Source organism: Methylobacterium sp. Gmos3 (assembly GCF_056430985.1).
In genome coordinates this window covers 295,075-320,803 of record NZ_JBWJYL010000004.1, presented here as the reverse complement: position 1 = coordinate 320,803, position 25,729 = coordinate 295,075, and the positions used below count along the sequence as shown (strand labels likewise).

Annotated in this window: 25 protein-coding genes; 11 read left to right on the top strand and 14 right to left on the bottom strand. The window is 69.4% G+C overall.

What is annotated here, in order from left to right:
• Positions 1–45: 45 nt before the first annotated feature.
• The 3 genes from ACS5Q7_RS10445 to ACS5Q7_RS10435 all read right to left on the bottom strand — a co-directional run bounded on the left by ACS5Q7_RS10445 (position 46) and on the right by ACS5Q7_RS10435 (position 1,839).
• Entirely contained in the window at positions 46–768 is a 723-nt protein-coding gene (locus ACS5Q7_RS10445; RefSeq protein ID WP_478339245.1) for a di-trans,poly-cis-decaprenylcistransferase, read from the bottom strand.
• A gap of 77 nt (positions 769–845) precedes the next feature.
• Entirely contained in the window at positions 846–1,238 is a 393-nt protein-coding gene (locus ACS5Q7_RS10440; RefSeq protein ID WP_478339244.1) for a transcriptional regulator, read from the bottom strand.
• Positions 1,225–1,839, bottom strand: coding sequence for a hypothetical protein (locus ACS5Q7_RS10435; protein ID WP_478339401.1), 615 nt, complete (start codon positions 1,837–1,839; stop codon positions 1,225–1,227). Before ACS5Q7_RS10435 ends, ACS5Q7_RS10440 begins: the two co-directional genes overlap by 14 nt.
• A 174-nt stretch (positions 1,840–2,013) precedes the next feature.
• Here ACS5Q7_RS10435 and uvrB point away from each other — a divergent pair, with 174 nt between their 5' ends.
• The 3 genes from uvrB (at position 2,014) to ACS5Q7_RS10420 (ending at position 7,177) form a co-directional block, all read left to right on the top strand.
• Positions 2,014–4,692, top strand: a complete 2,679-nt coding sequence (gene uvrB, locus ACS5Q7_RS10430; protein WP_478339243.1) for an excinuclease ABC subunit UvrB — start codon at positions 2,014–2,016, stop codon at positions 4,690–4,692.
• Between the two features lie 74 nt (positions 4,693–4,766).
• Complete coding sequence (locus tag ACS5Q7_RS10425; RefSeq protein WP_478339242.1) at positions 4,767–5,291, top strand: ankyrin repeat domain-containing protein; 525 nt, start codon at positions 4,767–4,769, stop codon at positions 5,289–5,291.
• Between the two features lie 140 nt (positions 5,292–5,431).
• Positions 5,432–7,177 carry an outer membrane protein assembly factor BamB family protein gene (locus tag ACS5Q7_RS10420; protein ID WP_478339241.1) on the top strand — a complete coding sequence of 582 codons (1,746 nt, stop codon included), beginning with the start codon at positions 5,432–5,434 and terminating at the stop codon, positions 7,175–7,177.
• Positions 7,178–7,181: 4 nt separating this feature from the next.
• Here the strand turns inward: ACS5Q7_RS10420 and ACS5Q7_RS10415 are convergent, their stop codons facing one another.
• The 4 genes from ACS5Q7_RS10415 to ACS5Q7_RS10400 all read right to left on the bottom strand — a co-directional run bounded on the left by ACS5Q7_RS10415 (position 7,182) and on the right by ACS5Q7_RS10400 (position 11,919).
• Positions 7,182–8,336 carry an acyltransferase family protein gene (locus ACS5Q7_RS10415; protein WP_478339240.1) on the bottom strand — a complete coding sequence of 385 codons (1,155 nt, stop codon included), beginning with the start codon at positions 8,334–8,336 and terminating at the stop codon, positions 7,182–7,184.
• Positions 8,337–8,520: 184 nt separating this feature from the next.
• A complete protein-coding gene (locus tag ACS5Q7_RS10410; protein WP_478339239.1) occupies positions 8,521–9,846 on the bottom strand; it encodes an O-antigen ligase family protein in 1,326 nt (441 codons plus the stop codon).
• Between the two features lie 113 nt (positions 9,847–9,959).
• A complete protein-coding gene (locus ACS5Q7_RS10405; protein WP_478339238.1) occupies positions 9,960–10,889 on the bottom strand; it encodes an alpha/beta hydrolase in 930 nt (309 codons plus the stop codon).
• An 85-nt stretch (positions 10,890–10,974) separates the two neighbouring features.
• Positions 10,975–11,919: a lytic transglycosylase domain-containing protein gene (locus ACS5Q7_RS10400; protein ID WP_478339237.1), complete on the bottom strand. Its 945-nt coding sequence runs from the start codon at positions 11,917–11,919 to the stop codon at positions 10,975–10,977.
• Between the two features lie 111 nt (positions 11,920–12,030).
• On the opposite strand from ACS5Q7_RS10400, the gene ACS5Q7_RS10395 reads away from it, so the two are divergent.
• The 4 genes from ACS5Q7_RS10395 to ACS5Q7_RS10380 are packed head-to-tail and all read left to right on the top strand — an operon-like array spanning position 12,031 to position 16,357.
• Positions 12,031–13,665: an ABC transporter ATP-binding protein gene (locus ACS5Q7_RS10395; RefSeq protein ID WP_478339236.1), complete on the top strand. Its 1,635-nt coding sequence runs from the start codon at positions 12,031–12,033 to the stop codon at positions 13,663–13,665.
• Positions 13,666–13,668: 3 nt separating this feature from the next.
• Positions 13,669–14,889 (top strand): phosphopentomutase, encoded by a 1,221-nt coding sequence (locus ACS5Q7_RS10390; protein WP_478339235.1) that lies wholly within the window; start codon positions 13,669–13,671, stop codon positions 14,887–14,889.
• A 9-nt stretch (positions 14,890–14,898) separates the two neighbouring features.
• Positions 14,899–15,087, top strand: coding sequence for a DUF1192 domain-containing protein (locus ACS5Q7_RS10385; protein ID WP_478339234.1), 189 nt, complete (start codon positions 14,899–14,901; stop codon positions 15,085–15,087).
• A gap of 1 nt (position 15,088) precedes the next feature.
• On the top strand, positions 15,089–16,357 hold the full coding sequence (locus ACS5Q7_RS10380) for a leucine-rich repeat-containing protein kinase family protein (protein WP_478339233.1): 1,269 nt from the start codon (positions 15,089–15,091) through the stop codon (positions 16,355–16,357).
• 192 nt (positions 16,358–16,549) lie between these two features.
• Here the strand turns inward: ACS5Q7_RS10380 and ACS5Q7_RS10375 are convergent, their stop codons facing one another.
• From ACS5Q7_RS10375 to fliL, 4 genes are read right to left on the bottom strand one after another with little or no spacing between them, the layout of a single operon-like run.
• Complete coding sequence (locus ACS5Q7_RS10375; protein ID WP_478339232.1) at positions 16,550–17,398, bottom strand: MotE family protein; 849 nt, start codon at positions 17,396–17,398, stop codon at positions 16,550–16,552.
• 14 nt (positions 17,399–17,412) lie between these two features.
• A complete protein-coding gene (locus ACS5Q7_RS10370) occupies positions 17,413–17,919 on the bottom strand; it encodes a DUF6468 domain-containing protein (protein ID WP_478339231.1) in 507 nt (168 codons plus the stop codon).
• Positions 17,920–17,925: 6 nt separating this feature from the next.
• Positions 17,926–19,140 (bottom strand): flagellar motor switch protein FliM, encoded by a 1,215-nt coding sequence (fliM, locus tag ACS5Q7_RS10365; protein WP_478339230.1) that lies wholly within the window; start codon positions 19,138–19,140, stop codon positions 17,926–17,928.
• Between the two features lie 7 nt (positions 19,141–19,147).
• Positions 19,148–19,714 (bottom strand): flagellar basal body-associated protein FliL, encoded by a 567-nt coding sequence (gene fliL, locus ACS5Q7_RS10360; RefSeq protein ID WP_478339229.1) that lies wholly within the window; start codon positions 19,712–19,714, stop codon positions 19,148–19,150.
• Between the two features lie 249 nt (positions 19,715–19,963).
• On the opposite strand from fliL, the gene flgF reads away from it, so the two are divergent.
• From flgF to flgH, 4 genes are read left to right on the top strand one after another with little or no spacing between them, the layout of a single operon-like run.
• Positions 19,964–20,704 (top strand): flagellar basal-body rod protein FlgF, encoded by a 741-nt coding sequence (gene flgF / locus ACS5Q7_RS10355; protein ID WP_478339228.1) that lies wholly within the window; start codon positions 19,964–19,966, stop codon positions 20,702–20,704.
• A gap of 11 nt (positions 20,705–20,715) precedes the next feature.
• Positions 20,716–21,507, top strand: a complete 792-nt coding sequence (gene flgG, locus ACS5Q7_RS10350; protein ID WP_478339227.1) for a flagellar basal-body rod protein FlgG — start codon at positions 20,716–20,718, stop codon at positions 21,505–21,507.
• Between the two features lie 23 nt (positions 21,508–21,530).
• Positions 21,531–22,619 carry a flagellar basal body P-ring formation chaperone FlgA gene (gene flgA, locus ACS5Q7_RS10345; RefSeq protein ID WP_478339226.1) on the top strand — a complete coding sequence of 363 codons (1,089 nt, stop codon included), beginning with the start codon at positions 21,531–21,533 and terminating at the stop codon, positions 22,617–22,619.
• Between the two features lie 30 nt (positions 22,620–22,649).
• A complete protein-coding gene (gene flgH, locus ACS5Q7_RS10340) occupies positions 22,650–23,390 on the top strand; it encodes a flagellar basal body L-ring protein FlgH (RefSeq protein ID WP_478339225.1) in 741 nt (246 codons plus the stop codon).
• A 7-nt stretch (positions 23,391–23,397) separates the two neighbouring features.
• On the opposite strand, the gene ACS5Q7_RS10335 is transcribed toward flgH, so the two are convergent.
• The 3 genes from ACS5Q7_RS10335 to ACS5Q7_RS10325 form a co-directional block, all read right to left on the bottom strand.
• Positions 23,398–23,841 carry a DMT family transporter gene (locus tag ACS5Q7_RS10335; protein ID WP_478339224.1) on the bottom strand — a complete coding sequence of 148 codons (444 nt, stop codon included), beginning with the start codon at positions 23,839–23,841 and terminating at the stop codon, positions 23,398–23,400.
• Between the two features lie 80 nt (positions 23,842–23,921).
• Complete coding sequence (locus tag ACS5Q7_RS10330; protein ID WP_478339223.1) at positions 23,922–25,223, bottom strand: Gfo/Idh/MocA family protein; 1,302 nt, start codon at positions 25,221–25,223, stop codon at positions 23,922–23,924.
• Positions 25,224–25,297: 74 nt separating this feature from the next.
• Positions 25,298–25,648, bottom strand: a complete 351-nt coding sequence (locus tag ACS5Q7_RS10325) for a PilZ domain-containing protein (protein ID WP_478339222.1) — start codon at positions 25,646–25,648, stop codon at positions 25,298–25,300.
• Between the last annotated feature and the right edge of the window lie 81 nt (positions 25,649–25,729).

Below are 25,729 nucleotides of genomic sequence, written 5' to 3'. Positions count from 1 at the left end.
CGATTAGCCTCTGCGCCTCACGCCACCGACGTCAAGCGAGGCGGGTCAGGCCGCCACCGGCACACGCGACGATTTCAGGCCGCCGAAACGACGGTCCCGCCGCGCGAAATCTGCCACGGCGAGGCTCAGGTCGTCAGGGCCGAATTCGGGCCACATCCGGTCGGTGAAGTGCAACTCGGCATAGGCCGCCTCCCACAGGAGGAAGTCGGACAGGCGCTTCTCGCCGCCGGTGCGGATCAGCAGATCGACCTCGACCGGCGAGCCGTGCATCTCCCCCGCCACCAGGGCGCCGAAGCTCTCGCGGGTCACCTCATCGCCTTCGAGGCGGCGCGCCGCCGCGATGATCGCATCCCGCGCCGAGTAGTCGACGCAGATCCGCAGGTGCAGCCGCTTGCCCTCCGCCGTCGCGGCCTCGGCGGCGTCGATGGCCTCCGGGATGCCGGCGGGGAGGCGGTCGCGCCGTCCGACGACGCTCAGCCGCGTGCCGGTGCGGGCGAGGCGCTGGGTCTCGTTGCGCAGGTAGCTCCGCAGCAGGCGCATCAGCCCGCCGACCTCGTCGGCCGGGCGCTGCCAATTATCGGCGGAGAAGGCGTAGAGCGTCAGCGTCCCGATGCCGAGATCGGGGCAGGCTTCCGCCGTCCGGCGAATCGCCTCGACACCCCGTCGGTGCCCGGCGATGCGCGGTAGCCCGCGACCCGTCGCCCAGCGGCCGTTGCCGTCCATGATGATGGCGGCGTGCAGGGCGCGAGGCTCCGCTTCGCTTTGCATCGTAAAGTCTCCGGACGAGTCGGCGGAAGGCGAGTGCATCGGATCCCGGTTAACGATTGCTGAGCGGTCTGGCGATGTCAGGCCGGTTTCGTGACCGAACCGAGGCCGTTCTGTCGGGCGGGATCGGAGGCGCGCTCGGCGGCACGGGCCGCATCGCGCACGACTTGCTCCAGCACGGCGAGATAGCCCAGGAAGCGATGGCGTCCACTGCTGGTCAGGCGGCAGATCGTTTGCGGTCGATTGTGAGACACGCCCTTCTCGAGGCTCACGAAATCCGCCTCGCTCAGCACCGAAAGGTGCCGGCTGAGGTTGCCGTCGGTGAGCCCGCAGAGGCGCTTCAGATCGGGGAAGGGCAAGCCCTTGGGATGCGCGGCGAGCGAGGTCAGCACGCTCAGCCGCGCCTTCTCGTGGATGATGCGGTCGAGCCCGTCATAGGAAAAGCGGCCCGTGGCGCGGTCAGAGGTCGACATCGGCCCCTCCCGCACGCTGCACGATCACCGCCAGCATCCCCTGGCCGATCACGAAGGGCAAGCCCATGGCCCAGGGCGAGAGCGCCTGCGTTCCGGCCGACACGGCGATGACCGTCAGCCCGGCGAGGAGATACCACGCCCCGACACCCTGCACCGCTCGGGGCAGGATCCGCGCGGAGGCGAACAGGCCGAGGCCGACCAGCACCTGCCACAGGCCGGGCAGCAGCCAGATCTCGTCGGGGGCGAAGCGGGCGATGACGAGGCCGAGGCAGGCACCGGCCCCGGCCGAGGGCAGGAACACCTCGATGGCGCTCAGGACCATCGCGTCGGCGAGGCCGGAATGGAGCCGTCGCGTCCGGCGCAGGGTCTCGACACCGATCAGGGCGAAGGCGACGAGGGCAGCGGCGATCCAGAGGCCGAAGAACAGGCCGGGCCGAGCGACGGCGTTCCCGAGCCAAAGGGCCTGACCGGCCGCCGTCGCCAGGGCAATTCCGCCCGTCGCGGCCAGCGTCGCGGAGCCGAGGCCACGAAACGCCGTATCGCGGGCGATCTGGGTGCGGATCGCCACGATATCGGCCAGGGCCTTGTCGAGGTCCTGCACCTGCCACCCCCGCGCATCGCAAACCTTGGATTTGAAGTATCGCGCGGCCCGTCCGGTCGCAAGCATGGTTGAAACAGGGAATTCGGAAATTGTCGGCTGGCGGACCGGCCGCAATCGTCGATCTTGGCGTCGGAGCGCCTTTCTCCCGCCGCGCCGGCGTCCCATATTGTTCCCATGCCGACGCCGAGAAAGCCCCGCGCTGCCGCCACCTCCTCGAAGGCCGACAAGCCGGTCCTGCAACCGCTCGACAGCCATCTGGCCGAGCTCCTGAATCCCGCCCTCAACCGCACCCGGCCGAAATCGCCGGATGTCGGCGGCGCGCGGCCGGGCAAGCCCGCCGGGCGCAAGAAGGGCGGCAAGGGGTTCGCCGAGGCGCCGCAGGCCGGCTTCACCGTGGGCGACGCGGCCGAGATCGATCCCAAGCTCGCCCAGGCCCTCGGCCTCACCGGGCCGGAGGACGGCCCCGCCCCGGCGGGCGTGTCCGACCATGAGCCCGTGGCCGATGGCGGCGCCTCGGCGACGGTCACGGCGCTCGAACGGTTGCTCATCGAGGGCAACCCGCTCTTCAAGAACGGCCAGACCTGGACGCCCCACCGCCCCGAGCGCCCGGCCAAGTCCGAGGGCGGCGTCAAGTTCGTCCTGAAGTCCGAATTCTCCCCGGCGGGCGACCAGCCCACGGCCATCGCCAGCCTCGTCCAGGGGGTACGGGAGCATGAGCGCGACCAGGTGCTGCTCGGCGTCACCGGCTCGGGCAAGACCTTCACCATGGCGAAGATCATCGAGGAAACGCAGCGCCCGGCGCTGATCCTCGCGCCGAACAAGACCCTGGCGGCGCAGCTCTATGGGGAGTTCAAGGCGTTCTTCCCCGACAACGCCGTCGAGTACTTCGTTTCGTACTACGATTACTATCAGCCGGAAGCCTACGTTCCGCGCTCGGACACGTTCATCGAGAAGGAATCCTCAATCAACGAGCAGATCGACCGGATGCGCCACTCGGCCACCCGCGCCCTGCTGGAGCGGGACGACGTCATCATCGTCGCCTCGGTCTCGTGCATCTACGGTATCGGCTCGGTCGAGACCTATACCGCGATGTCGTTCACGGTGACGCTGGGCGAGCGGATCGAGCAGCGCCAGCTGGTCGCCGACCTCGTGGCGCTTCAGTACAAGCGAATCCAGTCCGATTTCGCCCGTGGCACCTTCCGGGTGCGGGGCGACGTGATCGAACTCTGGCCCGCCCACTTGGAGGATCGCGGCTGGAGGATCGGCCTGTTCGGCGACGAGATCGAGTCCATCGTGGAATTCGATCCGCTCACCGGCAAGAAGATCAGCGACCTCAAGTTCGTGAAGGTCTACGCCAACTCGCACTACGTGACGCCGCGCCCGACGCTGCAGCAGGCGATCAAGGGTATCAAGACCGAGTTGAACGGCCGGATCGAGGAGCTGACCCGGATGGGTCGGCTTATCGAGGCGCAGCGCATCGACCAGCGCTGCACCTTCGACATCGAGATGATCGAGGCCACCGGCTCCTGCAACGGCATCGAGAACTACTCCCGCTACCTCACCGGGCGCAAACCCGGCGAGCCGCCGCCGACCCTGTTCGAGTACCTGCCGGACAATGCCCTCGTCTTCACCGACGAGAGTCACGTCACCGTCCCGCAGATCGGCGGCATGTACCGGGGCGACTTCCGCCGCAAGGCGACCCTGGCCGAGTACGGCTTCCGGCTGCCCTCCTGCCTCGACAACCGCCCGCTGCGGTTCGAGGAATGGGATGCGATGCGCCCGCAATCGGTCCATGTCTCGGCGACGCCGGGCAAGTGGGAGATGGAGCAGACCGGCGGCGTCTTCGCGGAACAGGTGATCCGCCCCACCGGCCTCGTGGACCCGGTGATCGAGATCCGCCCGGCCCGTAGCCAGGTCGATGACCTCCTCGGCGAGGTGAAGGCCGTCGCCCAGGCCGGCTACCGGACCCTGGTGACGACGCTGACAAAGCGCATGGCCGAGGACCTCACCGAGTACCTGCACGAGAACAGCGTGCGGGTCCGCTACATGCACTCGGACATCGACACGCTGGAGCGCATCGAGATCATCCGCGACCTGCGGCTCGGTGCCTTCGACGTGCTGATCGGCATCAACCTCCTGCGCGAGGGTCTCGACATTCCGGAATGCGCCCTGGTGGCCATTCTCGACGCGGACAAGGAGGGCTTCCTGCGCTCGGAAACCTCCCTGGTGCAGACCATCGGCCGGGCGGCGCGCAACGCGGATGCCCGCTGCATCCTCTACGCCGACAGCATCACCGGCTCGATGGAGCGGGCGATGGCCGAGACCGAGCGCCGCCGCACGAAGCAGCTCGCCTACAACGAGGAGCACGGGATCACGCCGCAGAGCGTGAAGCGCGGCATCGCCGACATCCTCAACAGTGTCTACGAGCGCGACCACGTTCAGGTCGATACCGGGCTCGCCAAGGACGCGATCACCGTCGGCCACAACCTCAAGGCGGTGCTCGCCGATCTCGAGAAGCGGATGCGCGCCGCCGCCGCCGACCTCGACTTCGAAGAAGCCGCCCGCCTGCGCGACGAGCTCAAGCGCCTTCAGGCAACGGAGCTTCTGGTCTCGGACGATCCCATGGCCCGCCAGGGCGACGTGGAGCGCGAGGCCGGTCGCTACGGCACGAAGGGCCCGCGCGGGGGCAGCCGGATCAGCAAGCCCGACCTCGACAACATGGGCCCCGGCACCGACCGCGAGTTGCCGGCGGACACGCCCCTCTGGCAGGAGCGCCCGAAGCCGCGCTCGACCCAGGGGCTCGGAGGCCAGCGCCCGAAGTACAAGGGTGGTGGCGGGCGCAAGCGCGGCTGAGCCGCCGCTACAATGCGGCGGCGGATGCCCCATCTACCGGGCCGCAACCCTCTCGCGGACGACACGCGCGCGCCATGACCGATCAAAAGCCCGAACTCGATTCCGACACCCTCGCCTTCGTCGGCCGGGTCTTCCAGTTCGCGCGGATGGGCCATGCGGAGGAACTGGCCACCCTGTTCGGGCAGGGCCTGCCGGCCAACCTGCGCAACGACAAGGGCGACAGCCTGCTGATGCTCGCGGCCTATAACGGGCAGCACGAGGCGACGCGGGTCATCCTCGAAGCCGGGGGCGATCCCGAACTCGCCAACGACCGGGGTCAGACGCCCCTGGCCGGCGCGGCCTTCAAGGGCGATCTCGCCATGGCCGAACTCCTCCTCGCACACGGGGCACAGGTGGACGGGGTCGGCGACGGCACCCGCACCGCGCTGATGACGGCGGCGATGTTCGACCGCACGGAAATGGTCGACTTGCTGCTCGCCCGCGGCGCGAACCCGGACCTGCGCGACGCCTCCGGCCAAAGCGCTGCCGACATGGCGCGGGCCATGGGCGCGCAGGCTACGCCGGACCAGCTCGACCGGGCGGCGCGAAAGGGGGTTTAACACCCCTCCCTACCCACCGCCGTCATTGCGAGCGAAGCGAAGCAATCCAGGGCGGCGGGACGCTTCCGGATGTGGCGCGTCCCTTGTCGTCCTGCGCGTCACGCCCGAGTTGAGCGGGCAAGATCAATCGGGGAAGCGCCGTGACGAAGTTGATTGGACTGCCAGGGCTTCTCCTCGCCCTGGCCACCCCAGCCCATGCCGCCGAGACCGATTGGCCGGCGTTTGGGCACGATCACAGCAACCGCAACTTCTCGGAACTGGCGCAGATCGACCGGGGCAACGTCGCGACGCTGCGCCCCGCCTGGATGTTCCAGACCGGCGTGACCGGCTACTTCCAGGCGCAGCCGATCATGGTCGATGGCGCGCTCTACCTCTCGACCACGCAGAACAATGTCGCCGCCCTCGATGCGAAGTCGGGCAAGGTGCTGTGGACCTACCTGCACAAGCCGCGCACCGACAAGATCTTCGGGCCGCCCTCGAACCGGGGCGTCGCCGTCGCAGACGGCCTCGTCTACGAGGCGACGATGGACGGGCGGCTCATCGCCCTCGACGCCAAGACCGGCAAGGTTGTGTGGGACAAGGAGGCGGTCCGCCCGGAGGAGGGCGAGACCGAGACGGCCTCCGGCCTGGCGGACAAGCTCGGCGGCAAGCCGGTGCAGGGGTCGAGCCGCCTCGGCTTCAAGATGCCACCGCTGGTGGCCGAGGGGCTGGTGATCGTCGGCGTGACCGGCGCGGGCTACGGCCTGCATGTCGAGGACCCGAAGGGCGGGCTCGACGGTGGCGCGGTGGTCGGCATCGAGGGCGGCTACGGCCGCCGGGGCTGGCTCGCCGCCTACGACGCCAAGACCGGCGAGGAGCGCTGGCGCTGGTACGTCACCCCCTCCGAGGGGTGGGAGGGCGGCTTCGTGGACAAGACCGCCGACGGTGAGCCGCTGCACCGGGACATCGCCGCCGAGAAGGCCGCGGCGCCCGCCAACCGCGACGCGTGGCGGGTTGGCGGCGGCTCCCTCTGGATGACGCCTGCCTACGACCCCGCCCTCGGGCTGCTCTTCCTCGGCACGGGCAACCCGGCGCCGCAGAATTTCGGCCTCACCCGGCCAGGCGACAACCTCTACACGATGTGCCTCGTCGCCCTCGACGTGCACACGGGGACGCTGCGCTGGTACTACCAGCAGGTGCCGCACGACGAGTGGGGCTACGACGTCGCCGCGCCGCCTTTCCTGCTCGACGGGCCGAACGGCACCAAGGCCGTCGCCTCGGCGAGCAAGACCGGCTGGATCTATGTCCACGACCGGGCGAGCGGCAAACTGCTCGAGCGCTCCGAGCCGTTGCTCGATCAGAAGAACCTGTTCGTCCCGCCGAGCACCGAGGGCACGGTCGTGGCGCCGGGGCCGCTCGGGGCGGTGTCGTGGCCGCCCACCGCCTACGATGGCAATCTCGCCTATGTGCAGGTCCGCCATGGGGCCACGACCTACACCGTCAACGCCGTCCCCGCTGGGCCGGGGCGCCCAGAAATCCGCTTCACCGAGACGAGCGCCGCCAAGGGCGAGCCGTCGTTCAGCACCCTCACCGCCGTCGACTTGAAGGGCGGCGGCAGGATCGCGTGGTCGGTGAAATCGGGCAGCCGGCTCTCCGGCGGTACCCTCGCGACCGCCGGCGGGCTCGTCTTCTCGGGTGAGGAGGACGGCCATCTCGATGCCCACGATGCCGCCACCGGCAAGGTCCTGTGGCGCTTCCAATGCGGCGCCGGCATCAGCGGCCCGGCGATGACCTACGCCATCGACGGGCGGCAATACGTGGCGGTCGCGGCGGGCGGCGCGTCCTACACGCAGTCGTCCGGGTTCGGCACGGGCGATTCACTGGTGGTGTTCACCCTACCGGAGTGAGACGTCACGCCCCGGCGCGGGCGACCGGGATCGGCCGTTCCAGTGCAGGACGGGCGCCACGCAGGATCCGACGCCGGGCCGGCTCTTCCACCGTCAGATGCACCAGCGTCGCCACCACGAGGCTCCCGAGGCATGCCAGCCCGATCCCGGCCCACGGACGGCCCGAGAGCCACCCGTGCAGCAGCACCTTGTCGGCCGTGTTCAGCAGGGCGAAGACCGGAATGTGCAGCAGGTAGAGGGCGAAGGAGATCTTGCCCAGAAACACCAGCGGCCGGGAACAGATCGGCCCCCGACGCATCGCAGCGCAGGCCAGGATCAGCGGCGCCCAGGCGAGCATCGTGATGCCGTTGTGGAGGATCGGATCGGGGATATAGCCGCTGCCGGCCACGATCAGCGCTCCGAAACCGGCGGATACCGCGAGCAGGAGCGGGGTAGGCAGGCTCACATGGCGCCAGGCCGCGTACAGCAGCAACCCGGCGATGAACTCGGGCAGGTGCAGCAGCGGGAAGTACTTCACGAACTCGGCGATCAGCACCGGGCGGATGCCGCCCGGTTCGGGGGCGATCAGCGAGACGCCGCCGCTCGATGCCTGCCAGACGGCGGTCGCCAGCGCGGCGGCGGCGACCCAGAAGGCGAGTGTGGCGAGCGCGATCCGCTTCGGGTTGCGCAGGACCAACGGCAGCAGGATCGGAAACAGGGCGTAGAAGAAGAATTCCACCGAGACCGACCAGCTGGGGCAATCGAGGGAGCAGGCCGCCCCCGGCACCCAGGCATGGATCCCCAGCGGCGCCAGCACGGCGCCCGAGGCCATCAGGGCCGTCAGCGGCATCGGCTGCTTCATCGTCCAGGCGAGAAACCACGGAACGTGGATCACCAGTGCCAGCAGGAAGACCGGGTAGACCCGCGCGAACCGCGCCCGGTAAAACAGCGTGCGAGCCGGCTTCTGGCTGAGGTCAGCATCGCTGTAATTATAGGCGAGAATGAAACCAGACAGCAGGAAGAAGAACGTCACCCCCGAATAGCCCAAACCGATGAAGCCGCTGCCGTCCGCGTCGGGGAAGTAGTAGGGCGTATAATGGAAAGCCACGACATAGGCTGCCGCGAAGAACCGCAAGGCCGTCAGTGCGGGCAGCGCTTCAACCTTTGGATGTATATTCACGGCAGGCGTCGAGCGCTGATCGAACATGGCGGAAAGGTCCGGATTGCACCGCCGATCGGACCATTCCGCCCGTCGATTTCGGCGCTTTATCGAGCTTAGCAAGCTGACGCTATAAGTTGATCCAAAATCTGCGCCTAAAAGCGACGGATCACACTTATCGAAAATTAGCCCTACCGAAGCCTGCTCACACGATGACGGGGCGGACGGTGAGAATCCGCAATCCGGCAATCGCCATCACGATCATGCCGAAGGCGGGTGTGTTCGGGTTGAACAGGATCGTCTCCAGCGACGCCGAGAGCAGCACCATCTGCCACAGGCGCAGGAACAGTTCGGCCGAGGGGTCGGCCGAACCCTGCGGCAGGCGATAGAGGACATCCCGGGTCGGCAGCGCGATGAAGACGATCAACGTCAGCAGGAAGCCGGGCAGGCCCATCGCAAGGGCCGCGTCGAGGAACGAGTTGTGTGCCTGGGTCGCCATCTGCACCCAGTTGGAATCCGGGTTCACCACCGACGCGTAGACCGTCCGCTCGGTCAGCCAGAAGGCACCGAAGCCGAAGCCGGTGAGCGGCTTCTGGCTGATGTTGTCAATCGCGAACGACCAGATCTCGTTACGGGCCGTGAAGGTCGCGTCGGGCAGCACGACATCGAGCACCGCGCGCACCGGCGGCAGCACGATAGACCCGATGGTGATGGTCATGAGCACCAGAACCGGGCCGACGAGCAGCAGCATCCGCGCCATCCGCGAGTGCAGGATCCCGCACAGCCAGGAAATCGCCAGCACCATCACCAGGGTGATCATCGGCGTCTTCGATCCGCTGCCGATCAGGAAGATCCCGGCCCCGACGACCATGGTCCAGCCGAGCCAGCCGCTGCGGACGGCGGCGATGAACAGGCCGAAGATGACGAGGATCGTCATCGCCATGCCGGCCTCGTTCTTGTGGGAGAAGATGCCCCGCCACAGCCCGTCGTGGCCGATCTCGCCCGTCAGGTCGAAATGCGAATGGATCGTCAGGCCGGGCACCAGGAGCAGGCCGAGATAGCTCGCCACCAGCACCGTGAACCCAGACATGGCGAAGGCATCGGCCAGTTGCCGCGCCGAACGCGCCACGATGAGCAGGCTCACCGCGAGGAAGGCGGCGATGACGTAGAGCGCGAGGCGCCGGAGGGAGAGGAGCGGGTCACTCGCGAGAAGCGAGGTCGTGAGCAGCCAGCCGCCGAACAGCAGCACCGGCAGGCTCGCCACCGGGCGCAGGCGCTGCAGGCCGAGGTGCCAGACCATCGGGATGCCGACGAGGATCATGCCCCCGAACAGGAGCTGCGTCGCGAGGCTGCCGCCCTCCACCTCGCCGATCGGCGTGGGGTCGCTGAGGTCCGTGAACCACGCGTGGTTCAGCAGGGCCACCAGCACGAAGACCATGTAGGAGAGGCGCACGAAATCCGGCAGGTCGCGGTCAGTATGGCCCGCGGCCGGTCGGCTCGTGGAGATGACGGTATCGGTCACCGTGCTCACAGGTCGGTCTCGCCACTGCCGGCCCGAACTGAATCTGCCGGAACATCCGCACCTTAGCGCAGAGGCCTATAGGCAAAAGCTAACGGACCCGCGAATGTCCCGATAATCTCTCGTTAGGGTTGAAGTTTCACGGATCGGGCCGGATCGGTCATCGTATACTGTGTCCGGCCCGCGGCCTGCCGCATGAGGAACGACGACATCTCGGACAGTTCCGGTGCCTTCGAGCGGAAGGTGACGGAGAGGGCGAGGAGCGTGTCCTTGTGATCGAGGCCGCGATAGACCCGCTCCTGAACCGGAACGTTGGCGGCGCGCAGACGCGCGGCAAGGCTCGCCGTGTGGCGCGGGCGGACCGTTGTGTCGCCGTCGCCCGTGGCGAGGAAAGCCGGGGGCGAGAGCGGTCCGGCGAAGTTGACGGGCTGCGTCTGGGACAGGTCGGGGGCCTTCCCGAACACCTTGATGGTGGTGTCGGTGTCGAGGGGCAGGAAGTCGTAGGGGCCGGAGAGGCCGGCGACCGCCCGGATCGTCTTCGGATCGACGCCGACGCCTTCGAGGTAGCGCGGGTCCAGGCCGAGCATCACCGCGTTGTAGGCTCCCGCCGAATGGCCGGCGAGGACGATGCGGCGCGGATCGCCGCCATAGGTCGCGATGTTGTCGCGCACCCAGGCGATGGCGGCGGCGCCGTCGTTCAGGAAATCTGGGAAGCGGGCCTTCGGGTAGAGCCGGTAATCCGGCAGCACCGTCACGAAGCCCTGCGCGGCCAGCGCATGGCCGACGAAGGCATAATCGTCCTTCGAGCCGCTGTCCCACGAGCCGCCATAGAAGAAGACGAGAACCGGGGCGCCTTCCGCGCCTGCAACGGGCACGTAGACGTCGAGGGTGTTGCGGTCGTTCTTGCCGAACACCTGGTTCCGCGCCGCCAGTCTGCCGCCGGCATCGCGGGGGCCGATCGCGTCGAAGAGCGACAGGGGAGATGCGTTCGAGAAGCCCAGAGCCGCGAGGCCCAGGCAGATGAGGCTGGCAAAGGCGGTGAGGAGTCGTGTCATATCCCGTCCGGTTACGCCGTGCCGTCGGAAGAATCACCCGCCTCAGGGCAGATTGATGACGCAGGCGTGGCGTTGAGAAAATATTTCAGGTTCGCAGAACGATGCACGCCCCTCCCGCGCGGCGGATCTTGCCGCAGAGGGTATCCGCCGCCTGCCGCGTCTCGGCGGGGATGCGGATGCGGTAGAACGCGCGCGTCCCCCGGTTGCGCAGGCGGGTGCCGATGATCATCGGGCGGACCTCGCCGATCACCCCAGCATAGGTGCTGCGCGTCCGCGAGAAGCTTTGCAGCGCCAGCGCCTTCGAGAAATTGCCCGCGAGCTGGATGCCCCAGGGCGCGGCCGGGCCCTCCGAGCCGCCCAGCGCGAAGCGGTCGCCACGGCTGGGCACCCGCAGGGCGGCCGTGACTTGGAGGCAGGTCAGCGGCTTCTCCGGCGCGGCCGTCGAGTCGGCGGGCTTCGGCGCCGGGGCGCCGCCCTCGGGGTACTCGATCTTGCCGCCGGGCGGCGTGCGCCATTCCTCCGGCGAGCGGCCGGTGATGGACAGAACGTAGGCGCGGGTTTCGGCCGGCAGGCCGCCGCTGCCCGCGAGCCAGTTCGTCACCCGCGTCGGGCCGCCATTGTAGGCCGCCGCCGCAAGGCCGAGATTGCCGAATTGCCGCTTCAGGTCCGCCAGCAGATGCGCCGCGTGCGGGATCGCCTGCTCCGGGTCGAACGGATCGAGCAGCCCGCGCTCCTTCGCCGTGCCCGGCATGAACTGCGCGACGCCCTGCGCGCCGGCCGGACTCACCACCCCGACGCGAAAGCTCGATTCCCGCCAGATCAGGCGGGTGAGGAAGGCCACCGGCAGGTCCCGCGTCTTGGCGGATTCGTCGATCAGTCGGCAGAGCGCCTGTTCGACCGTCTCCGTCGCGCCCTCGGAGGGTGCGGCCACAACGGGCGTGACCCATCCCGACAGGGACAGGATCGCCAGGCCGATGCGCAGCGCCTGGGACACGGGGCGGGGCAGGGGAATGGCGCTCTCCGATGGCATCGCGCGACCCGGGCGACGGGCCGCAACTAGGTCCGGGATTCCCCCGATCAATGCAAGTCGGTCGCGGCGGCCGGCACTGTGACGCGGGGCCGTCCGCGCTATAAGGCCTCCATGCCGGATCCGCAGTCGTCTCTCCTGTCCGTCGAGAACCTGTCGGTCGTCTTCCGCTCGCGGGACGGCGACACGAAGGCCGTCGACGGCGTCGATTTCCACATCGCCCGGGGCGAGACCCTGGCGCTGGTCGGCGAATCCGGCTCGGGAAAGTCGGTCTCGGCACTGGCGGTCCTGCGCCTCCTCGATCCGGCGGCGGTGCAGGGTGGGCGCATCCTGTTCAAGGGGCGCGACCTCGCCGCCCTGCCGGAACGCGAGATGCGCGACGTGCGCGGCGCCGACATCACCATGGTTTTCCAGGAGCCCATGACCTCGCTGAACCCGCTCCATACGATCGAGCGGCAGATCGGCGAGGTGCTGGCCCTGCACCGCCGCCTCACCGGCAAGGCGGCGAAGGCCCGGATCCTCGAACTGCTCGAACTCGTCGGCCTGCGGGACGCCCGGTCGCGGATGGGCGCCTATCCGCACGAACTCTCGGGCGGCCAGCGGCAGCGGGTGATGATCGCCATGGCGCTCGCCTGCGAGCCTGACCTCCTCGTGGCCGACGAGCCGACCACGGCACTCGACGTGACCGTGCAGGCGCAGATCCTCGCGCTCCTCGCCGACCTGCAGAAGCGCCTGGGCATGGCGATGCTGTTCATCACCCACGATCTCGGCATCGTGGAGCGCATCGCCGACCGCGTCTGCGTGATGCTCAAGGGCCGGATCGTGGAGGCGGGGGAGACCGCCGCCGTCTTCCGCAACCCCCAGCACGACTACACACGGCGCCTCATCGCCTCCGAGCCGAAGGGCCGCGCGAACCCCGTCGCCGCCGACGCGCCGAAACTGGTCGAGGCGGGGCCGATGAAGGTGTGGTTCCCGCTCAAGTCCGGGTTCCTGCGGCGCACCGATGGCTACGTGAAGGCCGTCGACGGCGTGTCGGTGAAGGTCCGCGCCGGGGAGACGGTGGGGGTGGTGGGCGAATCCGGTTCGGGCAAGACGACGCTCGGCCTCGCCATCCTGCGGCTCACCGCTTCCGAGGGACCCATCGTGTTCATGGGCCGGCGCATCGAGGGCTATTCCACAAGCCAGATGAGGCCCTTGCGGCGGGACATGCAGGTGGTCTTCCAGGATCCCTACGGCTCGCTCTCGCCGCGCATGGCGGTGGCCGACATCGTGGCCGAGGGGCTGGTCGTGCAGGGCGCCGTGCGGAACCGGACCGAGCGCCGGGCGGTGGTGGCGAAGGCGCTGCACGATGTCGGGCTCGATCCGGCGACGATGGACCGCTACCCGCACGAATTTTCCGGCGGCCAGCGGCAGCGCATCGCCATCGCCCGCGCCATTGTGCTCGGTCCGAAATTCGTGGTGCTGGACGAGCCGACCTCGGCCCTCGACCGCTCCGTCCAGGCGCAGATCGTGACCCTGCTGCGCGACCTTCAGCGCGAGCGCGGCCTCGCCTACCTGTTCATCAGCCACGACCTGAAGGTGGTGCGGGCGCTCGCGAACCATGTGGTGGTGATGCAGAACGGGCAGGTGGTGGAGGAGGGCGCCGCCGAGACGATCTTCGCCAACCCGCGCACCGAGTACACCCGCACCCTCTTCAAGGCCGCCTTCGCCCTCGACAGCGATGCGCCGACCGAGCTGGAGCCCGCCTGAGCCGTGGCCCGCGCGCTCCTCATCGTGCTCGATTCCGTCGGGATCGGCGGCGCTCCCGATGCCGCCGCCTATGGCGATGCCGGCTCGGATACCCTTGGCCACATCGCGCGGGCCTGCGCTGAGGGGCAAGGCGACCGGCAAGGCCTGCGGGCCGGGCCGCTGCGCCTGCCGCACCTCATCGCCCTCGGCATCGGCCTCGCCGCGCGGGGCGCCACGGGTACGGTGCGGCCCGGTCTCGACTTGGCCGCCGAACCGGACGGGCTCTACGGCAACGCCGTCGAGACCGCCGCCGGCAAGGACACGCCCTCCGGCCATTGGGAGATCGCCGGCCTGCCGCTGCCGGAGCCCTGGGGTACGTTCCCGGACGAGCGGCCCGCCTTTCCGCGTGAGTTGACCGACGCCCTGGTCGCGCAGGGCGGCCTGCCCGGCATCCTCGGCGATTGCCACGCCTCCGGCATCAGCATCATCGAGGCGCTCGGCGCCGAGCATGTGCGGACGGGACAGCCGATCTGCTACACCTCCGCCGACAGCGTTTTCCAGATCGCGGCGCACGAGGAGAGCTTCGGGTTGGAGCGGCTCTACGATCTCTGCCGAACCGCGCGCCGTCTCTGCGATCCGTATCGGATCTGCCGGGTGATCGCCCGGCCCTTCGTGGGCTCGGCGGAAGCCGGCTTCCGCCGCACCGCCAACCGCAAGGATTTCGCCGTCACGCCCCCCGGCGCGACGCTTCTCGACCGGGCCGAGGCGGCGGGCCGCGAGGTGGTGAGCGTCGGCAAGATCGGGGACATCTTCGCCCACCGCGCCACCGGCCGCGAGTTGAAGCCCGGCGCCAACGCCGCCTGTCTGGACGCCGGGCTCGCCGCCCTCCGCGACCTCGCCGAGGGCGGGCTCGTGTTCGTGAACCTCGTCGATTTCGACACGGAGCACGGCCATCGCCGGGACGTGCCGGGCTACGCCGCCGAACTCGAAGCCTTCGACGCGCGCGTGCCCGCGATCCGCGCCGCCCTGCGGCCCGGCGATGTGGCGATCATCACCGCCGACCACGGCAACGACCCGACCTGGGCGGGCACCGACCACACCCGCGAGCAGGTGCCGGTTCTGGCCTTCGGACCCGGCATCGGCGCGGGTCACATCGGCCGGCGGGACAGCCTCTCCGACATCGCCGCCTCCCTCGCGCGCCATCTCGGCCTTCCCGCCGTGGGGGCGGGCAAGCCCTTCCTGTAGGAGCGTTTCATGTGGGACGACGACAAACCGCGCAAAGCGCCGACGCACGAGATCGGCCAGCCCCTCGACACGCTCTCGCTCTCGGACCTCGATGAGCGGATCGCGCTGCTCCGCGCCGAGATCGCCCGCATCGAGGCCGCCCGCGCCGCCAAGGAGGCCGCGCAATCCTCGGCGGATTCCTTCTTCAAGCGCGGTTGAGTTGGACCGCGCGGCCACACTGGCGGCCCTGCGCCGGGGCGATCTCGCGGGCGCGCGAGAAGTCCGCCTGCCCGACGGGTTGCGTGCGTTCCCAACGGACCTCTACGGCCTCGCCGACACCCTCGAAATCCTCGATCTCGGACGGGGGAGCTACACGCTGCCCGTCGATCTCGGCCGCTTTCGCGCCCTGCGGGCTCTGTTCTGCTCGGGTACGCCTTTCGCGGCATTGCCGCCGGTCCTCGGCGATTGCGAGGCGCTGAGCCAAGTCGGCTTCCGGGGCTGCGGCATCGCCGAGGTGCCGGCCGAAGCGCTCCCACCGCAATTGCGCTGGCTGACCCTCACCGACAACGCGATCACGACGCTGCCCGGCGAACTCGGGCACCGGCCGCGCCTTCAGAAGCTGATGCTGTCCGGCAATGCCCTCGCCCACCTGCCGGAGAGCCTTGCCGGGCACCGCACGCTCGAACTCGTCCGCTTCGGCAGCAACCGCTTCGAGCGTCTGCCGCCCTGGCTCGCCGCGCTGCCGGCGCTCGCGTGGGTGTCCTATTCCGGCAACCCCGCCGAGCCGCCGAGCCCAATCACGCAGGCGCCGCTCGTGCCCTGGCGCGACCTCGCGGTCGGGCCGCTCCTGGGGGAGGGGAGTTCGGGCCGCGTCTATCGCGCGACATGGCGCGGCGATGTCGCCCTCAAGCTGTTCAAGGGCGCGATGGGCAGCGACGGCCTGCCCGAGCGCGAGATCGAGGCCTGCCTCGGTGCCGGAGATCATCCGGCATTGATCGGCGCCCTCGGCCGCATCGTCGGCCACCCCGAGGGAACGCCCGGACTGCTGCTGCGCCTCGTGCCGCCGGATTGGCCGGTGCTCGCAGGGCCACCGAGCCTCGCGAGTTGCAGCCGCGACGTCTACGACTCCACGCTCCGGCTCGACGCCGGGGCGGCACGGCGCATCGCCGGCGCCATCGCCTCGGCCACGGCGCATCTGCACGGCCGGCGGCTGATGCACGGCGATGTCTACGGCCACAACATCCTGTGGGATGGCGCCAGTGGCGCGGCGGTGCTGGGCGATTTCGGCGCCGCCTCGACCCTGCCGGACGGCGACGCGGGGCGGGCCCTCTCGCGGATCGAGACCCGTGCGTTCGGCATCCTGCTGGAGGAGCTTTTGAGTCTCTGCCCCGAGACGCCCCATGACCTCGGCGCCCTCGCCACGGCCTGCGCCGATACCGACACGGCGGCCCGGCCAGACATGGCAGAGGTTGCAGCCGGTCTGCGCTGAAACGCGAATTGCAGCCGGCCGCGGATCAGTCTGCCGAGAGAGATGATCGTTCCGAGGATGCCGGGCGTGCAGGCCACCGCCGCCGTCATTGCGAGCGTAAGCGAAGCAATGACGGAGAGGGTGCGGTCGACTTTCAGAAGCCGCTTCTACGATGCCGTCGAGAACTCTCGCGGAACTCCGACGTCCTGGGCGCTACCGCGCGGCCGGCGCGTCGATGGCGGGCAATTCGCCGGGCGGCAGGGCCGGGCTGCCGGCCTGGGCCTGCGCCGCGCCACCGGATCCACGGGCGCGGTTAGCGAGCGCGACGGTCAGGCGCTCGGCCGCCTCGGGCTGCATCACCGCCAGGATCTCGGCCATCTTGCGCGGGTTCATCGACACCACGAGCGGCACGAGCACATCATGGCCGAGCCGATCGAAGACCCGCGCGGCGTCCTTCGGCTTCATCGTCTCATACATGGTGACGATGCTCTTCAGGCCCTGTTTCTCGGCCTCGTCCTTCGCCTTGGCGGCGGCATCGTTCTTGTCCTCGACCTTCTTAAGGTCGCCGATGCCGGTCTCGATCTTCTTCTCCGCTTCGTCGAGCATCTTCTCGCGCAGGTCGAGCTCGTCGCTCCTCTGCTTGAGCGCGTTGCGGCGGGCGCCGAGCTTTTCGAGCAGCGCCTTCTCGCTTGGCGACGACTGGTCCTGCGCTGGCGGCTGGGCCTGGGCCGGCTCCGGCGCGGGCGCAGCCGGCTTGGACTCCTCCTTCTTCGGCTCGACCGAACCCGTCGTCTCGGGGTCGGGGATCTCGTAGCCGGTCCGCGCCTTGGCGATGGCCCGCGCGAAGGCGGGCAGGCTCGCCTCCGGTATCCCGGCCTGCGAGAGCGTCAGCAGCTTCAGCAACAGCAGCGCCCCGGCCGAGAGGGCGACGGCATCGATCAACCGCAGCTTCAGCGAGCGTTCCGGCTTCGGCCGGGGGCGACGCAGGGCCGTCAGCCGATCGCGCACGACCGCCGTCACGTCCTTCGCCGGGCCGGCGGGTTCGGGTGCCTTCTTCGGCAAGGAGCGCGGTCTCATCAGGCGGCGCGGGCGCGGACGCGGGCGAGCGCCCGCTCGGTCATGGCGAGGGCGGCGGCGGCGGCGGCGCCGAGGCGCTCACCGTTCGGGCCTTCGGTGACGGCGGGCGCCGGGCGAGGCGGTACCTCGATCTTCGGCTCGGGCCGCACCTCGACCGGGCGCGGCGCCACGGGCGCGTTGCGGGCGCCGGAGACGATGGTGGCGATGCGCGAGAGCACCGCCTCCCCCGCCTCGACGCCGCCCGTGAGCGTCGCGGTGCAGGCCTGCGCCGCCTGGATGCGGTCGGCCAGCGTCCGGTCGCAATCGTCGAGGGCACTGCGCAGGCCCGTGATGGCGCGCTCGGCATTGTGGGTCGCGACCATCAGGTCGCCGATGGTCGAGCGCAGAGCCGACTCGTCGCCCTTCATCTGGCCGATGCGCTTCGATAGGCGCAGGGAGGTGACGATGGTCGCGGCCAGAAGGACGGCCACGAGGAGATCGGCGGCGACGGTGACGAAGAGACTCATGCCGGCCTACCCGTCCGAGTGGTTGTTCATGGAGGCCTCGTAGGCCTGGAGCGTGGTGCGGGAGCGCCGGAGGGGGCGCGTCACCTGCACCGCGATGTTGCCGTCGACCCGGCCGATCCGCCCCTGGGTGAGGGCCCATTCGCCGCAGCGGACGGTGACGAGGTCCGTGGGCTTGGCGTCGAACATCAGGGTATCGCCGACACGTAGCCGCATCACCCGCTTCAGCGGCAGCATCATTTCGTGCAGCACCGCTTCCATGGCGACGTCCGCCTGCCAGATCTCGGTGGCGAGGTGGCCTTCCCACACCTGATCGCGCCCGAGCTTCTCACCCATGAAGCTCTGGGTGAGGAGTTCGCGGATCGGCTCCAGCGTGGCGTAGGGGAACAGGATCTGCATCCGCCCGCCGCGCCCGTCGACGTCGAGGCGCAGGCCGATCAGGATCGCCGCGTTGCCGGGCCGGGTGATGGTCGCGAAGCGCGGGTTGGTCTCGATCCGGTCGATGAGGAAGTTCACCGGCGAGAGCGGCTGGAAGGAGAGTTGCAGGTCCGCGAGGATGATCTCCACGAGGCGCCGCACCAGCGTCATCTCGATGGCGGTGAAGGGCCGTCCGTCGAGGCGGCTCGAGAGGCCGCCGCGCTTGCCGCCGAGCAGCAGGTCGAAGGTCGCGTAGGCGAGGTTGGTGTCGACCGTAACGAGGCCGGAATTCTCCCACGGGTCGGCCTTGAACACGCCGAGCAGGGTCGGCAGCGGGATGGCGTTGACGTAGTCGCCGAACCGCACCGACGTGATGTTGTCGAGAGTCACCTCGACGTTGTCCTGGAACAGGTTGCGCAGGGAGGTCGACAGCAACCGGATCATCCGGTCGAAGACGATCTCCAGCATCGGGAGGCGTTCGTACTGGACGACACCCGAATCGACGATGGCGCGCACGCCCCCGGCCCCGGAGGCCGAGAGTTCGCGCATGGAGAAGCCCAGGACGCCGTCGATCTCTTCCTGGTTCAGGATGCGATCGTTGCCGGCGAGTTCGGGGAGGTTGTCGCTCTCCCCGTCCTCGATCATCGTCGCCCATTCGGCGGCGACGTCGCTGGCGTTGCGCGTGGTGCCCTGTTCGGCGAGGGCCGCGCCCCATTCCTCGGCGAGCGATGAATCGCCGCCCTCGGCCCCCTGCTCGAGCAGGGCCGCCGACCAATCGTCTTCCTCGACCTGATCCTCCGGTTCCATCACCGCCTCACTGGATGATCAGATCCTTGAACAGCACCGCATCGACCTTGGCCGGGTACACGGCGACGTTCACGCGCTTCAGAAGCTCCTCGCGCAGGCGATAGACGCCGACCGAGCCGGAGAGGTCGCTGGCGCGGACTTCGCGCAAGTAGACCTGGAGCGTGTCCTCGATGCGCGGGGTGAGCGACTTCACGTCCTCTTCCTGCTTGGGATCCTTCATCTCCAAGCTCACGCGCAGCTTGGCGAATTTGCCCTTGTCCTGCCCGGCATCGGGGCTGAGGTTGATGATCATCTCGCGCAGCTCGACAAAGGCGATCTGCTTCTTCGGATCCGCCGCGCCGCCATGCCCGCCGCCGCCACCTCCCCCGCCATGGGCGGACGCTTCGGCGGCCGGCGCGCCCTCCTTGGCCTCGTCGGCGTGGCCACCCTTCATCAGGAAGAAGCCCGCGCCGCCGCCCACCACCACGAGCAGGCCGGCGGCCGCCATGATGATGAGCTTCTTCTTGCTCTTCGGGGCCTCGGCGGCACCGCCTTCCCCCGCCGGGGCGCTCGCCTTCTTGGGCTTCTTGGCCATGGGGCCGTCACTCGCGAAGCTGAATGGAGGTCGTCGAGGTCAGGTATCGGCAGATGCGGTTAACGCGCCGTTAAGGAGGCAATTTCTGCCGGGCCGGCTTTGCCGCAAGGACTGTTCATCATAGCCGGGAACCGCGCAGCATGCTGAATAAGTGATTGTCTCGACTGCTTAAATCGCCCCGTCGCGAGCTGGCACGGGGGATGCTCATTGTCCTGTCGCCCCGGTCGTTCGTGGGCGCCAGAGTTCACGATGCAGAATGCCCTCCTCGTCGGTGTGTCGAGCCAGGTCGCGCTTCAGCGCGAGCTCGACGTCATCGCCAACAACATGGCGAACGTCTCGACCAACGGCTTCAAGGGCCGCAACAGCCGCTTTCAGGAGTACCTCGCGCCGACGGCGCGGGCGGACAGCTTCACCCCGCCCGACCGGCGCATCTCCTACGTCATCGACCAGGGCACGACCCTGAATCTCGATCAGGGTCCGATCGAGCAGACCGGCAACCCCCTCGACGTCGCCGTGAAGGGCACGGCCTTCATGGCCGTCCAGACGCCGGGCGGCGAGCGCTACACCCGCAACGGCGCCCTCACGGTCAACGCCCAGGGCCAGCTGGTGACGAGCGACGGGTTCGCCGTCGCGGGCGATGGCGGCCCGATCACCGTCAACCCGCAGGAGACGGGTCTCTCCATCGGCCCGGACGGCACGGTCTCGACCAACCTCGGCATCAGGGGGCGGATCAAGCTCGTGACCTTCGCCAACCCCGCCAACCTCGTGAACGAGGGCGCGAACCTCTACTCGTCCACCGCGCCGGCACGCCCCGCCGGCCTCGACGGGCGGCTCGAATCCGGCGCGCTGGAGCGCTCGAACATCAGCCCGGTCCTTGAGATGACCCGGCTGATGGACGTGAACCGCTCCTACGCCCTCGTGACCAGCATGATCACGCGCATGGACGAGCTTCGCGGCTCGGCCATCTCCAAGCTCGCCAACGTGGCCTGAGGTAGCATCCGATGCGCGCGCTCTACTCTGCCGCCACCGGCATGGCGGCCCAGGAACTGAACGTCCAGGTCATTTCGAACAACATCGCGAACCTGCGCACCACCGGCTACAAGCGCCAGCAGGTGCATTTCCAGGACCTGCTCTACCAGAACATCCGCCGGGCAGGCTCCTCGACCTCCGAGCAGAACACCCAGCTTCCCGCCGGCCTCGCCCTCGGCTCGGGCGTCAAGACCACCTCGACCGCCCGGGTGATGTCTCAGGGCACCCTCAGCTCCACGGAGAAGGATTACGACGTCGCGATCCGCGGCGAGGGCTTCTTCCGCGTCACCCTGCCGGACGGCCGCACCGCCTACAGCCGCGACGGCTCCTTCGACCTGTCGGCCTCGGGCCAGCTCGTCACCCGCGACGGCTACCTCGTGGACCCGGCGATCACCGTGCCGAACACCGCGACCTCGGTGACGATCAGCGCGACCGGCGCCGTGCAGGCGACCCTGCCGGGACAGACCGCGCCGCAGGCGTTGGGGCAGTTCCAGCTGTCGCGCTTCGTCAACAAGGTCGGCCTCGAATCCATCGGCGACAACCTGTTCGTCGAGACCGCCGCCTCCGGCCCCGCGATCAGCGGCCTACCCGGGTCGGAGGGCTTCGGGAACCTGCAGCAGAGCTATCTCGAAGAGGCGAACGTCAACGCCGTCACCGAGATCTCGTCGCTGATCGCGGCCCAGCGCGCCTACGAGATGAACTCGAAGGTCGTGACCGCCGCCGACCAGATGCTCTCCACCACGTCCCAGATGTTCCGCGGCTGATGGCCGGCACGGGATCCTTCGTCATGACCGACCACGCCTTCGCTTCCGACGACCTCGCCGAGGTGGCCCTCAGCCCGATCGTGCAGCCGCGCCGGCCCCGCGCGCCGCTGCCGGCGCCGGGGATGCTGATCCGCGCCGCCCTCGCCCTCGTCGTCTTCGTGATCCTCGGCGCAGTGGCGATGCCGGCCATGGCCGAGACCGCCGCCCCGCGCCTGCGCGGCGACGTGACCGCCAAGACCGACATCCTGACGCTGGGCGACCTCGTGGAGAACGTGCCCACGGCGCTCGCCTCCCGCCCGCTGTTCCGGGCGCCGGCGCTCGGCTCCACGGGAACGATCCAGACGCGCCGCATCGCGGAGGCCGCCGCCGGCCTCGGCCTCGGCCTCGTCGAGACCGGCGGCCGGATGCAGATCGCCGTGCAGCGCGCCGCCCGCCGGGTCGGCCCCGCCGAGATCGAGGTGGCGCTGAAGCGCGGCCTCGAAACGGGCTACGGCCTCGACACCGATCTGATGGCGATCCGCCTCGACGGCGAGGCGCCGTCGATGCTCGCCCCCCTCGACCTCGCCGGCCAGGCGAGCGCCATCGACATGGTCTACGACCAGCGCTCGCACCGTGTCTCGGCGCTGGTGAGCCTCGGCGACCGGCAGGCCTCGCTGCGCGTCTCCGGCGTGGTGGTCGAGATGCGGGAGGTGGCAGTCCTGGCCCGAGGCCTCAACCGGGGCGAACCGATCCGCGAGGGCGACCTCACCCTCGAGAAGCGCCCCCGTGACGGCGTCGGCAGCGACGTTCAGTCCAGCGTCACCGCCGCCCTCGGCGAGGTCGCCCAGCGCAGCCTGCCCGCCGGCACCGTCCTGCGCGAGGGCGACACCGCCAAGCCCGACCTCGTCGCGCGCGGCGAGACGGTCACCATCGTCTATTCGACCCCCGGCATCAGCCTCTCGATGCGCGGCCTCGCCAACGACAACGGCCGGATGGGCGCCGTCGTCAACGTGGTTAACGTTGCCTCAAAGAAGGTGCTGCAGGCTACGGTCATCGGCCCTGGCCGCGTCTCCGTCGGTCCCGGCGGCGGCCCGCAGCTCCAGGCCAGCGCCGCCACGACAGCCCTGCGCTGATCACCCGTCCCGCGTCGAGGAGTTCCGCCGATGCGCCTGATCGCTCGTCTCACCACGCTCGCGCTGCCCTTGGCGCTCGGCGCCTGCAACACCGCCGACCGGCTGGCCAATATCGGCGCGACCCCGGCCCTGTCCGCGATCCAGGACCCGACGGCGCAGCCGGGCTACAAGCCGGTGCGGATGCCGATGCCCGACGTGCAGCCGGTCTCGTACGCGCCGAACTCCCTGTGGCGCACGGGCTCGCGGGCCTTCTTCAAGGACCAGCGCGCGGCCAAGGTCGGCGATCTGCTGACCGTCAACGTGGCCGTGACCGATCAGGCCAACATCAGCAATGAGACCAAGCGCACCCGAGCCAATTCCGAGACGTTCGGACTGCCGAACGCGGTGGGTCTCGAAAACACCACGGTGGGTAAGGCGGCCGGCATAGGCGGTACCGCCCTGCTCAACGCGACCTCGGCCAGCTCGAACGACGGCGTCGGCTCGGTCCAGCGGGCGGAGACGGTCACGACCAACGTGGCGGCGGTGGTCACGCAGGTGCTGCCGAACGGCAACCTCGTGGTCGAGGGCAAGCAGGAGATCCGCATCAATTTCGAGGTGCGCGAACTCGTCGTGGCCGGCGTGGTGCGGCCGGAGGACATCGCCGCCGACAACACCATCGATTCCACCAAGATCGCCGAGGCCCGTATCGCCTATGGCGGACGCGGCCAGATCACCGACGTGCAGCAGCCGCGCTACGGCCAGCAACTGGTGGACATCCTCCTGCCGTTCTGAGCCCCGCTCAGAACAGCGCCACCAGGGCGACACCCGCGACCATCAGGACGGCGCCGAGGATCCGCCACAGGCTCGCCGGGTGAACCTGGAAGCCGATGAGGCCGAAATGGTCGAAGGCGATCGAGCAGACGACGCCCACCGTCACGATGATGCCGAGGAAGGATGCCGCCCCGATGGACGGGGCGGCGTAGAGTTGGGAGAGGATCAGCAGCGCGCTGCAGAATCCGCCTAACCATGCCCACCAGGGCACGCTCGCCATTTGCTGGCCCGTCGGCAATTCGAGCTTTCCGGCGGCGAGCCCGCCGACCAGCAGGATCAGCGCGCTGAACACAAGGATGATGAGGCCTGCCGTGACCGGCGCGCCGAGCGACTTCGACAGCGTCGAGTTCTGTCCGGGCTGGATCGCGTTCGCGACGCCGGCGAGGATGGTCAGCCCATAGAGAAAGATCATGCTCGGCAAGCCCCGGGTTCCGCAGTGAAGCTCCGGGGGAAAGCGAAGGCGCGGGGTTCTGCCGCACCAGCCCGCTTCGCTCAGGCCGCGTCCTCCGGCTCCGGCCCGCGCGTGGCGTCGAGGCCGCTGCCGGTGCCGGGGAGGGGGCCGGTCTTCACCGGGGCACCGGTGCGGGCCGATTCGTAGATCGCCTCCATCAGGATCTGGTCCTGAAGCCCCTCCTCGCCGGGCGTGTGCGGCTTCAGGTTCTCCTGGATGCAGCGGGAGAAGTGATCGATCTCCAGGGCGAACTGGTTCTTCGGGGTCAGGAGCTTCTCGTCCCGTGCGGCGCTCTTGCCCTCCGACCGGCCGACGAACAGCCGCTGCCCGCGATAGGCGAAGGCGTTCTGGAGATCGAAGGCGCCCAGTTGGCTATGGACCGTCAACGAGCGCGACTCGTGTACGCCATAGCTCGCGATGCACTGGGCGATGGTGCCGGAGGGGAAGCGAAGGGTGAAGGTGATCGTCTCCTCGACCTCCTTGAACTTCGGGTCGTCGGGCGGGGAATAGGCGATGGCCTGGACCGACTCGGGCTCCTCCCCGAGGAGCGCCCGCGTGCCGTTGAGGCAATAGAGGCCGATATCCGGGAGCGAGCCGCCCCCCGAGAGGGCCTTCTTCAGCCGCCATTGCTCCGGCAGGCCCGTGGTCTGCCCGTTGAAGGCCTGGATCAGCCGCGCCTTGCCGAGGCTCCCGCCGCGCACGGCCTTCGTGAGCGCCCGGTTGAACGGCTCGTACTGGCAGCGATATGCGATCATCAGCTTCACGCCGCCCTTGGCGCAGGCGTCGATCATCTCCCGGCATTCCGGGGACGAGACCGCCATGGGCTTCTCGCAGAGCACGTGCTTGCCCGCGCCGGACGCCGCCACGACGTTGTCGCGATGCACGGCGTTCGGCGTCGCCACATAGACCGCCTGAACCTGCTTGTTCTGCTTGAGCCGGTCCCACTCGTCGTAGCCATAGACCGCGTCGTCGGGCAGGCCGTGCTGGCGGGCGACGAGCTTCGCCTTGTCCGGGCTCCCGGACATCAGCGCCACGAGGCGCGACCGCTTGGCTTCGCCGAAGGCGGGGAGGATCTCGTCAAGGCTGAGGCGGCCGAGGCCGACGATGCAATAGCCGACGCGTTGCTCCGGCGGCTGCGGCGCCGGGCTCGGGGCAGGGGTCGGGTCTCCGGGACCACGCCAGTTCGGGAAGAGGACGCGGCTGCCCTGGACCGCGCCGGTATCGGCCGGGACGGAGGGTCCAGGGGTCGCCGCATGGGCGCCCGTGCCGCCGAGGGCAGCGCCAGCCAGCGCGCCCCCTGCCGCGAGGAGGCTGCGCCGGGAGAAGCGTTCTTCGTCCGCCATGGGGCTCCGCTCATCGAATCGGGCTTCGGGAACCCGGTGCGGCGAGACGGGGTTCCGGCCCGCGACGGATGCCCTCAGTGCATCGCGTCGCCCGGCCCTGCGACCAAAGCCGCCCGCAATCGGGCGATCTCGGCATCCCGTTCCTTTAACACCGTCCGGGCCTCCATGGCGGGGTCATCCGCCTCGAAGCGGAGACCAACCATCTCGCCGTCCCGCCACACGACGCGGCCGAGCCGGCATTCGCCCCGGATCGGGACGCGCAGGATCACGCGCTCGGGCAGGATCGCGCCCCTGGCGAGGCGGAGCCGTGCGCCGGTCAGCGAGACATCGCGCACGGTGCAGGGCAGCTCAGGCAGGTAGGCGGCCGTTTCGACCATGCCGCCGAGCAGGACCCGACGGCGGGTATCGTCTCTCCGTTCCAGCACAACCATCCGCTCCTCACGAGTCCGTGAGCAGTGGTAACGGTTTCTTCACCGTCTGGCTGCGTGTCCGGCCGGACAACGTGA